The organism is Bifidobacterium apousia (genome assembly GCF_007559275.1).
In the GTDB taxonomy this organism is placed as follows: domain Bacteria; phylum Actinomycetota; class Actinomycetes; order Actinomycetales; family Bifidobacteriaceae; genus Bombiscardovia; species Bombiscardovia apousia.
This window is the reverse complement of the sequence record NZ_VMHK01000003.1, coordinates 106142-118649: the sequence shown is the minus strand read 5'-3', so window position 1 is coordinate 118649 and position 12508 is coordinate 106142. Positions and strand designations below refer to the sequence as shown.

At 59.0% G+C, this 12508-nt stretch carries 11 protein-coding genes; 7 read left to right on the top strand and 4 right to left on the bottom strand.

The genetic code is table 11. From position 1 onward, the window contains the following. The first annotated feature begins 86 nt into the window (after positions 1–86). Positions 87–380 (top strand): hypothetical protein, encoded by a 294-nt coding sequence (locus FPK30_RS05510; RefSeq protein ID WP_045924523.1) that lies wholly within the window; start codon positions 87–89, stop codon positions 378–380. Between the two features lie 206 nt (positions 381–586). Beyond that, positions 587–3112 (top strand): UvrD-helicase domain-containing protein, encoded by a 2526-nt coding sequence (locus FPK30_RS05505; RefSeq protein WP_144085654.1) that lies wholly within the window; start codon positions 587–589, stop codon positions 3110–3112. Positions 3113–3139: 27 nt separating this feature from the next. Here the strand turns inward: FPK30_RS05505 and FPK30_RS05500 are convergent, their stop codons facing one another. Further along, positions 3140–3802 carry a response regulator transcription factor gene (locus FPK30_RS05500; protein ID WP_144085653.1) on the bottom strand — a complete coding sequence of 221 codons (663 nt, stop codon included), beginning with the start codon at positions 3800–3802 and terminating at the stop codon, positions 3140–3142. Next, positions 3799–5016 carry a sensor histidine kinase gene (locus FPK30_RS05495; RefSeq protein ID WP_144085652.1) on the bottom strand — a complete coding sequence of 406 codons (1218 nt, stop codon included), beginning with the start codon at positions 5014–5016 and terminating at the stop codon, positions 3799–3801. The genes FPK30_RS05500 and FPK30_RS05495 overlap by 4 nt, the downstream gene beginning before the upstream one ends. 224 nt (positions 5017–5240) lie before the next feature. Here FPK30_RS05495 and FPK30_RS05490 point away from each other — a divergent pair, with 224 nt between their 5' ends. From FPK30_RS05490 to FPK30_RS05475, 4 genes are all read left to right on the top strand, one after another. After that, positions 5241–6197 (top strand): ABC transporter ATP-binding protein, encoded by a 957-nt coding sequence (locus FPK30_RS05490; RefSeq protein ID WP_144085651.1) that lies wholly within the window; start codon positions 5241–5243, stop codon positions 6195–6197. Between the two features lie 41 nt (positions 6198–6238). Further along, complete coding sequence (locus FPK30_RS05485) at positions 6239–7432, top strand: ABC transporter permease (protein WP_144085650.1); 1194 nt, start codon at positions 6239–6241, stop codon at positions 7430–7432. Continuing rightward, positions 7419–8756 carry an ABC transporter permease gene (locus FPK30_RS05480; protein ID WP_144085649.1) on the top strand — a complete coding sequence of 446 codons (1338 nt, stop codon included), beginning with the start codon at positions 7419–7421 and terminating at the stop codon, positions 8754–8756. Before FPK30_RS05485 ends, FPK30_RS05480 begins: the two co-directional genes overlap by 14 nt. Before the next feature lie 120 nt (positions 8757–8876). Beyond that, complete coding sequence (locus tag FPK30_RS05475; protein WP_144085648.1) at positions 8877–9449, top strand: NAD(P)H-dependent oxidoreductase; 573 nt, start codon at positions 8877–8879, stop codon at positions 9447–9449. Between the two features lie 113 nt (positions 9450–9562). Here the strand turns inward: FPK30_RS05475 and FPK30_RS05470 are convergent, their stop codons facing one another. After that, entirely contained in the window at positions 9563–10822 is a 1260-nt protein-coding gene (locus FPK30_RS05470; protein ID WP_144085647.1) for an MFS transporter, read from the bottom strand. After that, positions 10819–11481: a TetR/AcrR family transcriptional regulator gene (locus FPK30_RS05465; protein ID WP_186279404.1), complete on the bottom strand. Its 663-nt coding sequence runs from the start codon at positions 11479–11481 to the stop codon at positions 10819–10821. Before FPK30_RS05465 ends, FPK30_RS05470 begins: the two co-directional genes overlap by 4 nt. Before the next feature lie 319 nt (positions 11482–11800). Here FPK30_RS05465 and rpsD point away from each other — a divergent pair, with 319 nt between their 5' ends. Next, complete coding sequence (rpsD, locus tag FPK30_RS05460) at positions 11801–12427, top strand: 30S ribosomal protein S4 (RefSeq protein ID WP_015021916.1); 627 nt, start codon at positions 11801–11803, stop codon at positions 12425–12427. The last annotated feature ends 81 nt before the right edge of the window (positions 12428–12508 follow it).

Genomic DNA, 12508 nt, shown 5'->3' with positions numbered 1-12508 from the left:
GATTCAAGGCCCTGACTGTTACAGTGAAAATTGACCGCAATGGTCACGCATCGTCACGGTGCGTTCAAGGACCTAAGGAGGACCATATGGGGATTCTGGATGATGCAAAGGATGCCATGAAGTCTGCCGGCGAGAAGATTTCCGATGTCGCTGGCGATGTAAAAGACACCGTTATGGACAAGGCATCCGATGCCAAGGACGCCGTTGCCGATAAGATGGGCGACGCCAAGGACGCTGCCCAGGACAAGATGGGCGACGCCAAGGACGCCGCCTCCGACAAGATGGACCAGGCCAAGGCCGATGCCAAGGTCGGCAAGGCCAAGGCTGAGCAGGGCGCCACCGAGGCTGTCAACAACGCCAAGGACCAAGTGCGCAACTGACTGGGTCATCTCGACTTCCCCGACGAAACCCCGTTCGCTTTCCCTATTCTCAAGGCGGACGGGGTCTTTTATGTCTGCTGGTACGTCTGCCGGCTAACCCATGAGCCAAGATCGATGACACCGCTTTGTGGTAGAAATAGTTGTCTGCCGGGTGTGCGCCATCCGGCCTGAGACGGTGACCGAGACCAGATGGCAAGAGGTGGCTTGTGAACGAGGAACCGGACTTGATCCAGCGCAGCGCCAAGGAGCTGCTCAAGGGGCTCAACGATCGACAGGCCGAGGCGGTTCAATACCAGGGCCCGGCCCTGCTGATCGGAGCAGGCGCAGGCTCGGGCAAAACCAGGGTGCTGACCCGCAGAATCGCCTGGATCCTCAGTCAGTTCGGCGCCTGGCCCAGCCAGATTCTGGCCATCACCTTCACCAACAAGGCGGCCTCCGAGATGCGTGAACGTCTGCGCAGGCTGATCGGGCCCGTGGCCGACCGCATGTGGGTGTCCACCTTCCACTCGGCCTGCGTGCGCATCCTGAGGCGGGATGGCAAGGAGATCGGCCTGCGATCAGGCTTCACCATCTATGACACGGCCGATTCCGAACGCCTGATCAAATTGATCGGCAAGGATCTCAACATCGATCTGAAGCGATACACCCCCAGAAACATTCTGAGCCACATCTCCGACTACAAGAACAACCTGCAGGATTGGCGCACACAGCTGCAGGAGTACGCCCCTGACTACCGGCCCGGGCAGCGCGGCCAGCAGATCACCGCCCGCTTCGGCAACGAGGAGGAGCTCTACTCCGTGGTCTACGCCGAGTACGAGCATCGGCTGGCTCAGGCCAACGCGGTCGACTTCGACGATCTGATCGTACGCACGGTCCAGCTGCTCCAGCAGTCCCCAATGGTGGCCCAGTATTACCACCATCGATTCCGCTACGTGCTGGTGGACGAGTACCAGGACACCAACCATGCCCAGTATGTGCTCATGCGCGAGCTGGCCGGTGCCGATGCCGACAAGCAGGACCAGGCCTGGATCACCGTGGTGGGCGATTCGGATCAGTCCATCTATGCCTTCCGAGGGGCTGACATCAGCAACATCAGGGACTTCGAGAAGGATTTCCCCGGAGCCCGGACCATCCTTCTGGAGCAGAACTACCGCTCCACCCAGACCATACTTGACGCTGCCAATGCCATCATCGTCAAGAACGAGGGCCGCAAGCCCAAGAAGCTCTGGACAGCCCTGGGCAAGGGGGAGCCCATCGTGGGCTATGCCGCCGACAATGCCCAGCAGGAGGCCGCCTGGATCGCCACCGAGATCGCCCGGCTGCGCAGCGAGGAGGGCATTCCATACTCCGACATGGCCATCATGTACCGGGCCAACGCCCAGTCCCGCGCCCTGGAGGAGGGGTTGATCAACGCCGGCCTGCCGTATCAGCTGGTGGGCGGGACCCGCTTCTACGAGCGCAAGGAGATCAAGGACGCCCTGGCCTACCTGCACGCCATCGCCAATCCCCAGGACGATGTGAACATGCGGCGGATACTCAACGTGCCCAAACGCGGCCTGGCCGCACGTGCCGAGGCCGCTGCGACCTCCTATGGGGATCTGCATCAGGTCTCCTTCTGGGAGGGGGTGCAGCATATCGAGGAGGTGCCCGGTGCCTCCACTCTGATGGTCAAGCGGATGAAGGCCTTCAGGGATCTGATTACCTCCCTGACCGACTTCGCCGCAGAACACGATACCAAGCCGTCTCAGATTGTTGAGAAGGTTCTGGAGGAGTCCGGCATGCTGGACGAGCTGCGCAAGTCGGTCGATCCGCAGGATGCCTCCAGGCTGGAGAACCTTGGCCAGCTGCAGTCCGTGGCCGCCGAATTTGAGCAGAAGACTCCCGACGCTACGCTGGCGGGCTTCCTGGAGACCACGGCACTGGTAGCCGACTCGGACCAGCTACCAGGCTTGGGCGACGACTCGGGCAAGGTGACGCTGATGACCCTGCATACGGCCAAGGGCCTGGAGTATCCGGTGGTCTTCCTGACCGGCATGGAACAGGGAACCTTCCCGCACGCTCGCTGCCTTGAGGATACCGATGAGATGCAGGAGGAGCGTCGACTGGCCTATGTGGGCGTGACCCGTGCCAAGAGGCGTCTCTACCTGACCCGGGCGGCCGTCCGCTCACAGTGGGGGCAGGTCAACGAGATGCTGCCCAGCCAGTTCCTCGACGACATCCCTGACGAACTGATCGACTGGAAGCGTAGGCAGGCCGGCAACGAGCGGATGCGCGCAGGCTGGGACCTGGGTGACGACGAAGACGAATTCGGCGGCTTCGAGGATGAAAGCGACGGTCGCGCATTCGGTCATCGTTCATTCGGCGGGTTCGGCTCCGGCTTTGGTTCGGCACGCAATGGATACGGGCGCTCGCGGACCTCCTCACAGCGCTCGTTCGGATCATCAGGATATGGCTCTCGTAGCTCCTCCAGAAATGGAAGGGTCACGACCCGGCGGAGCACGACAAGCTCGTCGTCAACCTCACACGCTGGCAGGGCCTCGGCCCAGCCCAAGTCGAACGGACTGTCCATTCAGGACTTCTCCCTGGGTGACAGGGTGGCCCATGACCAGTATGGCCTGGGCAAGGTAGTCGATATTCAGGACAAGGGGCATAACTCGGTTCTGACCGTAGACTTCGGTTCCGAGGGGACCAAGAGGCTGATGCTGCGCTTGGCGCCGATCGAAAAGCTCTAAAGGATCGAGACTCCAAAAACTGTATGCTCACGACTCTTGTGAGGACAGCCATTCTACAGCGAGCTGGGTGCGGTTTGCCAGGTTGGTCTTGGCCAGGATGGCTGAGATGTGATTGCGGATGGTGCCCTCGCTCAGGTAGAGCCGCCTGGCGATGGCCTGGTTGTCGAGGCCGTCGGCCACCAGAGCGACGATTTCACGTTCGCGGTCAGTCAGGGTTTGGAAGCGCCGGGGAACAGACTCAGCTGTATCCTTTGTATCCTTTTGCGCCTGCTCCTCCTGTTCGCCAAGCGACAGGTTGGCAACAGCTTCAGCTCCAAGAACCGTCTGACCGGCCATGACGGCTTGGAGGGCCGGCACCACTGAGGCCACGTCCTGCTTGATCACATAACCCTTGGCACCCAAGGCCAGTGCGCGGGAAATATACTCCTTGTCTGCAAAGGTGGTCAGAAAGAGCACCCGGGCAGTCGAATCCATGGCGAGGATGTGCTCCGCCGCCTCCAGGCCGTCCATGCCAGGCATCTGCACATCGAGCAGGAGCACGTCAGGCCTTCCGCCAGCTGTCTGAAAACTCTCGAGGGCTGATTGTCCGTCATTGGCGGTCCAGAGCACATCTGCAGTACCGGTTGCCGTCAAAATCGTTGATAAGGACGAGCAGACGATCGGATCGTCATCAGCGATAGCGACTTTCATGCCATGACCTTCTTATCTTCTACATGCTCAGCTGCGCCGTGGTCGGACCAGGGTTCCTTAGGCAAGGATACGAAAACCTTCCATCCTTGTCGGTTGGGACCGCTGTTGGCCGTGCCGCCCAAGGCTCTGGCCCTGGCTTCCATATCGGCTAGCCCCATGCCCCGCTGGAGCTCTGGCTCCTTTGGGTGTGAGCTGTCAGGCTGCGATTGCTGAATGCCGCCGTCGTCCTGCACCACCATCTGCCAGAAGGCTGGAAGGTCGCGCAGAATGACCTGCGCTGAACTCGCCGAAGAATGGCGGACCGTGTTGGTAAGGGCCTCGCGGACGATGGTGGCCAGGCAGCGGCACACTGGCGCAGGAGCTGTCTCGATGCCGTTGTTCAGATCGACCTGCAACCGCCCCATAGAAGCCTCGGAGCTGGCATCCTCCATCTGGGATGCGAAGTCGGTGCCTTCATCCTCCAAGTCATGCACCGAACGGCGGATTGTGGTCATGGCCTCGTCCAGGGTCTTGCCGACATCATCCAGTATCCGCTCGGTACTCTGATTGCCCTTGCTTTGCGCAACCACACGGCCAGCCTGGATCTGCATGATGGCTCGGGTGAGCAGGTGGCCCACATTGTCATGAATATCCCGAGCGATCCGGGTCCGCTCGGATAAGTGCGCCATCCGGGTCGCCTGGGCCCGCTCTTCGTCCAAGTCGTTGATGCGGCCGTGCAGTTGGCGAATCCGGTAGCGCTCGGTGTCTTCAATCTGCCAGACACGACCCTTAGCCACGGCCAAGTGTGCACATGCCAGTCCGCCGGCTTGTGCCAGTGTTGAGATCAGCAAAGCCAGCAGAGCATAGCGTTGGGCGAGGTCTGTAAACAGTATTAGGTCGACCATGGCGGGTATCAGCCAAAAGAAAGCCGGCAGCAAGGCCAGGATCAACCTGGGCCGGCCCAGCCCAGCGTTCTTGGCCTGGGAGTTGTTCATGCCGGCTGATCCGGTAGCCGGGACGGTGCTTCCGAGTCCGACCCCTGCTTCGAAGGCCAGGGCCGGCAAGAAGAAAATCCAGTCTGGAATGAACGTTGCCAAAAGCGACACCAGAGCACCGCCCCAGATGGAGCCTGGCGATGGCAGCAGCCATTCACACAGGGCTCCTGCGGCTACCGAGGCCAGGAGGCCGGCGATCAGGGTTCCTGAAAACCCTGAACCATACCATGATCCGCACAAGGTCCCCAGACCAAGCAGGACAGCCAGCCAGCTATCCTGCCCATGAATGTCTCCTCGCCCTGTTTGCCTATTGCCTCAAATAGTAATTGTCGGGCTACCCGTTCCTGAGCCTAGGCGCAGGCAGGACCACCCATGACAAATGTCATAAGTTTTGGTTTGAGCATCCACAACATTGATGACGGCTGTCACGGTGTCGGGCCAGCCCTGGCTGGGATGATGGAATCATGAACAGTTCAGGTGAGCAAGAGCCGGCCTTGCAGGTCAGCGCATTGGTGAAGCGCTACGGTGACATGGTGGCCTTGGACCACTTCGATATGGAAGTCAGCCGAGGTGAAGTATTCGGACTGCTTGGCCCCAATGGTTCAGGCAAGTCAACCGCCATCAACTGCATCCTGGCCCTGCTCAGCTTTGAGTCGGGGACGGTTCGCATATTCGGGCAGGAGATGACCCCGACCTCCTACGACCTCAAAAGTCATATCGGCGTGGTTCCACAGAATGTGGCCGTCTTCAACGAACTGAGCGTGCAGGAGAACATCGACTATTTCTGCTCCCTCTACGTGCCCAGGAAGGCCGACCGCAGGGATCTGGTCGAGCAGGCCATTGATTTTGTGGGGCTGGGCGAATTCCGCAAGTTCCGACCCGGCAAACTGTCTGGCGGTCTGCTGCGCAGGCTCAACATCGCCTGCGGCATCGCCCATCAGCCCGACCTCATCTTCTTCGACGAGCCAACCGTCGCTGTTGACCCCCAGAGCCGCAACGCCATCCTGGAGGGCATCGAACGGCTGAATACCCAGGGGGCCACCGTGGTGTACACCAGCCATTACATGGAGGAGGTGGAGCAGATCTGTACACGGATCATGATCATGGACCACGGCCGACAGATCGCCCTGGGCACTGCCGAGGAGCTCAAGGGCATGGTCCAGGCCGGCGAGCAGGTCACCGTCGAGACCCTGGATCTTCAGGACTCCACTCTGGCCCAGATTCGTGCCCTGCCCCTGGCCCAGTCCGTCGACTATGACGGCAAGGAGCTGGTCATCCACTGCCGGCAGGGCGAGCACAACCTGCAGGATGTGCTGACGGTCCTGGAATCCACCCAGACCAGCTACGGCCACCTGACCAGCCGTCCGCCATCCCTGAACGACGTGTTCCTGGAACTGACCGGCAAGGAACTGCGCGACTGAGCGCGGTCCCCAGGCTCAATTGCCGTAAGGAGCACCTATCCATGTGGAACTCATTTCTGATCAACGTCAAAACCTCGATACGCAACACCTCCTCCCTCTTCTGGGTTCTGGCCTTCCCGGTCATTCTGGCCGCTCTGATGCTGGGCATCATGAGCAACCTGCAAGACGGTTACACTGCCGAGGCACAGCATTTCGCCATAGTTTCGGACGCCAACTGGAAAGCCAGCCCAGGTACTGATGAGTTGGTTTCATCACTATCAAAGAAGCCCAAGGCCGGGTCCGATGACACTCAGCTGCTTATCCCGACGACAGTAGCTACCAAAGCCGAAGCGAACACGCGTCTGGATAGCCGAAAGGATATTGGTTACCTGTACGCGAGCTCTGACGGACTGGTCAACATGGTCCTGTCCGACCGCGAAGCCGCCAGCATCCAATCCGATGCAACCGCCTCAGAAGGCATAGCGGTCTCCATTCTGTCCGCCTCGTTGGGCAGTTTCAACCAAGCCAACTTCGCAAGGGCAGCCATTGCCTCACCAAGCAATCAAGTTCTGCTGCAATCCGGCGGACAGACCTACACCAAGCAAATCCGCCTGACGCACATCCACCCTTCTATGACCGCGCCCTACTTCTTCGCCGTGCTCGCCATGGCCTGCCTCATCGGTGCCAGCACCGCTGCCGAGATGATAGCCAAGACTCAGCCCAACCTTTCAGCCTTGGGAGCCCGACGAGCCAGTTCTCCCAGCCCCAAGTGGCGGCAGGCAGCGGGCGCCTTCCTGGCCTCCTGGCTCTTCTCCGCAGTCAGCCTACTGGTTGCCTACATCTTCGTCCGCACAGTCTGCGGCGTGCAAACCGGTGGTCGTGACCCGATAGCCCTCATAGCTATCGCCGTAGGCACCTTTATGGCCACTGCTTTCGGCTCTATGGTGGGCGCGATTCCCAAACTCCCCACCGAGACGAAGGTTGGCCTGGTCATAGGCATCGACTGCACCCTGAGTGCCTTTATCGGCCTCTACGGCAGCCTGGCCATGGACCTGAACAACGCCATCCAGGAGCATGCTCCGATCCTTCACCTGATCAACCCGGTCAAGCAAGTCTCCAACCTTTTTTACGACATCGTCTACTACGACAGCCTGGCACCCTTCGCCCGTACCTGCGGCATTCTGGTCACTATGGCTGCCATCTTCCTGGCCATCTGTGGTCTGCTCCTAAGGAAACAACGGTATGAATACTTGTAAAACAGCACTGCGCGTCATCTGGGCGCATAAGTTCTACCTCCTCCTGTATTTGGTGGGCATGAGCCTGATCATGATTGTCATCGGTTCCACGAACATGCAGGCCGCGGTACGTGCCAATACCTCAAGCTCGGTTGGTCGCTTCGAACCTGCGCAGGCGAAAATAGTCGTCATCAACCGGGACTGCGATAACCAGGCTGGTTGCGCGATGGGCCAGGGTCTGAAGCAGTATCTGGGCAAGTCGGCCCAATTGGTGACAGTCAAAGATGAGCCTCAAGCCCTGCAGGACGCCAATGTATCCGGTAAAAGCGATTTGACCGTTATCATCCCAGCCGGATATGGCAACCGGTTCCTTGATGCGCTTGACGACACTGCTGCCCAAGCTCACAGCGGCGGTAAGACACCGAGTTTTCCTAAAGTTGAAACGGCTGCCTCCTATAATTCCAGCCGCGGCAGTCTGGCACAATTGCAGGTGGACAGTTATTTTGATGCTCTTCGTACTGCCTTGCTTACGGGTCTAGGCCAAAAAGGTTCGATGGAGCTGCATTCATCTGCGGCGGTCAAGGATGCGGCTGCCTATGCAGTGGCACATTATGCCGGCAACCAGCCGCATGTGGGCATCCATGCCAGCCCCAAGACTGATAACCATGGAGCTTTGTTGAAAGGCTTCGCTACGACAGTCGGCCTGGCCGCTTTTCCCTTGATGACAGCGCTGACGGTCTGCGTTGCCACGCTCTTCGGAGCCTTCAGTTCTCCCGACCGACATCGACGCCTGCTTGCCTCTCCAGAGCGGTCAAGCAGCCTGAATGGACAGGAGCTCATGGCAGCCCTCATTCTGGCAGGCATCTCCTGGACATACTATGTGGCACTCGTTGCCTTCAGCATGGCGGCATCGGGGGTGTCCTTGGCTTCGCTTGGCTGGGGGAGGGTGCTGCTGAGCTTTTTCGCCATGCTGGTATTCGCTGTATCGGCGGCATCCTTTGGATTCATGCTTGCTCAGTTCAATCCTTCTTCTTCGCTCATAAACTCCGTCGGGGTCACCTTCGGCCTGGTGGTTATGTTCACCTCAGGGTCAAGTTCCGGCGGCCCCCTGCCTCCGGTCATGCAGACGATCGGCAAACTGACGCCGGGCTGGTGGTACAACACTGCAGTCCAATCAATCATGGATTCGAGCGCAGCAGGCTTGGCCTCCTGGGGCCTTCCGCTGACCGTGGTTGCCTTGTTCGCGCTGGCTTATGCCTGTGTCGGCCTTATGGTCTCACGCCTGACACGCACCCGGGCCACCCTGGTCGCTCCTGTCAGCTCCGACCCCAGTATGATCGGGTAGTTTTTCCGCATTCATATCATCTTTCTGTCAACGGTTTTGCTTTCGGTAATCTACCGAATATAAAATAATTTTGGATAATAGAGCCAAACCAAATGCAGCACAACTGAAGAAGTAAATGATATGAACATACTCGTTATTCAAGGATCACCCTATGGAGGTAGTTTTAGCCATACCAACGCCCAGGCTTATGCACAAGCTGCCCGGCGTAAGGGCCACACGGTCGAAATGATCGACCTTAGCCAGGAAGACTTTGACCCAGTGCTTCGCTACGGCTATGCCAAGCACATGGAGGACGAATCAGCGCCTAAGCGTTATCAAAACATGGTTGCACGAACCGATCATCTGGTCTTCGTCTTCCCCATTTGGTGGGCGGGCGAACCGGCCATCCTCAAGGGCTGGCTGGATAGGGTACTCACGCCCCAATTCGCCTACCGATATGAGAGCAGCCTTAAATCGGAGGGGCTGCTTAAAGGCAAGACCGCGCAAATTATCAGCAGCAGCCATGGGCCGGCCTTCGTCTCCAAGATGTATGGCTCCACCGTGACCCGATGGAAGTACTCCATCCTGAAATTCTGCGGTATCAAATTCACAGGGGCCAGCATTCTGGGCCGCATCGACTCGAAGGTTGATACACCTGAACGCCGCAAGGCCTTCACTCAGAAGATATGCAATAAAGTGCCCTCAGCAAATTAAGGCCATCAGCCTTATTGAGATACTTTTGTGTCTACGTCGCTAAGTGACGGATCCTTGGTCATCAATGACGAAAAAGCGCCGGCGCGGCATTCAAAAGGCCTTCGCCTCGCTGACTATTCGTCCGGTTTCATGGCCAGCCTGGCGATTAGACATGTCAGCAGTGTCACCATGACCACCCCAGTGATGATCAGGGTCATAGGGCTGTGGTCGATCAGCGGGCCGAAGGCGGCCTGTCTCAGCGGGATCGCGCACATGCACAAGCTGTTGGTCAGTCCTATTACCTTGCCTATCAGCCTTGCGGGGGTGTGAATCTGTTCATAGGACAGGGAAGTGATGTTGACCGTCTGCACCATTCCCGCAGCCAGAGCCATGCACCCGGTTACCAGTGCGAAGAGGACATGTGTAGGCAAATGCATGAGCAGTTCTGCTGCAATGGGAAGGAGAACCAGGGCGCTGCCCGAGAGCAACATGGGTATCCGTCGCAGATGGAACCAGGCTGGACGGATGGTTACCAGAATGGCTCCAAGCAGGCTTCCGCAGGCAAGTATTCCTTCGGCCAGCCCCTGCATGGCATTGCTCAGGCCCAGCGTGCGAGTGACCATATAGGGCAGGGCCACGTTGACGTAGGAGGCAAATATCAAGTTGGCCGCCAGACTGAGTCCTATGACTACTTTGAGGTTGCCATGCCTGACCAGAAATTGTGCAGCCTCTTTCGTGTCAGCGACCAGACGGCTCACCCGTGCTTTTGGGCCTTGGAAGTGGCTTTGTGCTGGTTCGGGAATTCTGACGGCGATCCTGATCCAGGCAGCCGACAGAAGGCAGGCCAGGGCGGAAACCCCGACTACCTGCATGATTCCGAAGAATCCCATGACCATGCCAGCCAATACCGGTCCGATCATTCCCACCAGGGAGATCGCCTGGGAAACCAGGGCCGATGCGCGGGTCAGGTCTTTGCTGTCTACCAGGCAGTGGAGGGCTGCTTGCACCGTTGGGCTGTAACAGGCCCTGTAGGCATTCACCAGCATCATGCAGGTCACATTCAAAAAAACCGGGTCGATCTTGTGACTGATCAGGATATATAAGAAGGCAGTCAACGCTGACAGAATGTCCAGCACTGCCATGGTGGACTGCTTGTGCAGCCGGTCGGCCAGAGCTCCGCCCAGAGGCGTCAGGAGTATGGATGGAAGGACGGCCATAGCGGAGGCCATGCCATAGAGGGATGCTGATCCTGAAATGTTCAGCAAATGAAGCGGAAGGGCGAAGACCAAGCATGTCTGCCCTAGGCTTGAGAGAATCTCAGTCGTCAGAAGAGCAATGAATGGCGGTGTCAGCAGTCCTTTGCTTGAGGTTTGGGCCTGATCGGGCGAGCTCATATCCCGGCTTCGCCTTGGGCGTCGGTGCCGAAGGATGCGAGCAGGTCGGAGAATCCCTGGTCCTCCAGGGGGATGCCCAAGCCTTGCATGATTGAGAAAAAGCAAGCTGCTCTGGTGCGCAGCCCAGCCTGTGTTCCCCGGCGAAAGAAGGGCAGCAGCCACATGTTGGCCAGCAACCGGAAAATCTCCGCGGTTTGTTCTATATGCTCTACATGCATTGAGCCGTCCTGATTGCCCTCTTTGATCAGGTTGACAAAGTCGTTCCGCTCATCCACCAAGGCGGTAAATTCCATGCCGATCATCTTGGGATTGGCCTTTGGGTTGAATTTACGGAACATCAGGTCCGCGGCCTTCAGTCTCTTGCGCGCTCGCTCAGGAAAGAAGAGCGACTGCAGCTGTTCCAATGCCGTGCCTTGCTTCGACCCGGCATTGGTCTTGCTGGTCTCCTCGCTCATGGTGTTCATCAACCTGTCGGCCACAGCGTCGAAGAGGTCTTCCTTGGATCGGAAATGGTGGTAGACGGCCCCCTTGCTCAAGCCGCCGGTTGCATTGATAATGTCCTGCATGCTGGTTTTGTCGTAGCCCTGGCTGGTGAAGAGTTCGGTGGCGGCTTCGACGATTCTCTCCTGTGTCAGCTCTGGATGTGCGTTGCGGGCCATGGTTGTCTTCCTTTCAGATCGCTGAGATGGGTCGTTGTTGATCGGTTGGGGGGAGTCTGCATGCCTTGGATCAATATCATACCGACCGTTGGTATGAATATACCATAACATACATGTGCTCCCAGGTCTGGCTCATGTGGTTTAATAAACACTTGGTTTGCGTATTTGTGCGCGGATCTATCTGGAGTCTCAGCCCATCAATGGGTCGGCGGCCGCAAGGTCGTTCGTGCTTGGCACGGTGAAGCATTGGAGAGGCCTGACTCGACGGTTCCGGCCGTCTTCGTTCAGATAACGACAGAAGCAAGTAAGGATTGCATCAATGACTAACATTCAGCGTGCGCGTCGCCAGGTCCGCCTGTCCCGCGCTCTGGGCATCGCCCTGACCCCCAAGGCCCAGCGCCTGTTCGAGAAGCGCCCCTATGGCCCCGGCGAGCACGGCCGCAGCCGTCGTCGCACCGAGTCCGACTACGCCGTCCGTCTGCGCGAGAAGCAGAGGCTGCGCGCCCAGTACGGCGTTTCCGAGAAGCAGCTGCGTGCCGCCTACGAGCGGGGCACCCATGAGTCCGGCCAGACCGGTGCCGCCATGCTTCGCGAACTGGAGTGCCGCCTGGACAACCTGGTCCTGCGCGCCGGCATCGCCCGCACCACCGCCCAGGCCCGCCAGTACGTGGTTCACCGCCACATCCTGGTCGACGGCAACATCGTGGACCGCCCCTCCTACAGGGTCAAGCCCGGCCAGACCATCCAGGTCAAGCCCAAGAGCCAGACCATGGTACCCTTCCAGATCGCCGCCGAAGGCGTTCACCGGGATGTGCTGCCCGCAGTCCCCGGCTACCTGGACGTGGACCTGGCCTCCCTGAAGGCCAGCCTGGTCCGCAAGCCCGAGCCGGAGGAGATCCCGGTTCAGATCAACATCCAGTACGTGGTCGAGTTCTACGCTCGCTGACCGCCTGCGACTTTGGGGCCCCGGTTCGTCCGGGGCCCTTTGCATGCCAGGATCTGCCACCCCTGCCGGATTGTGGGTGGG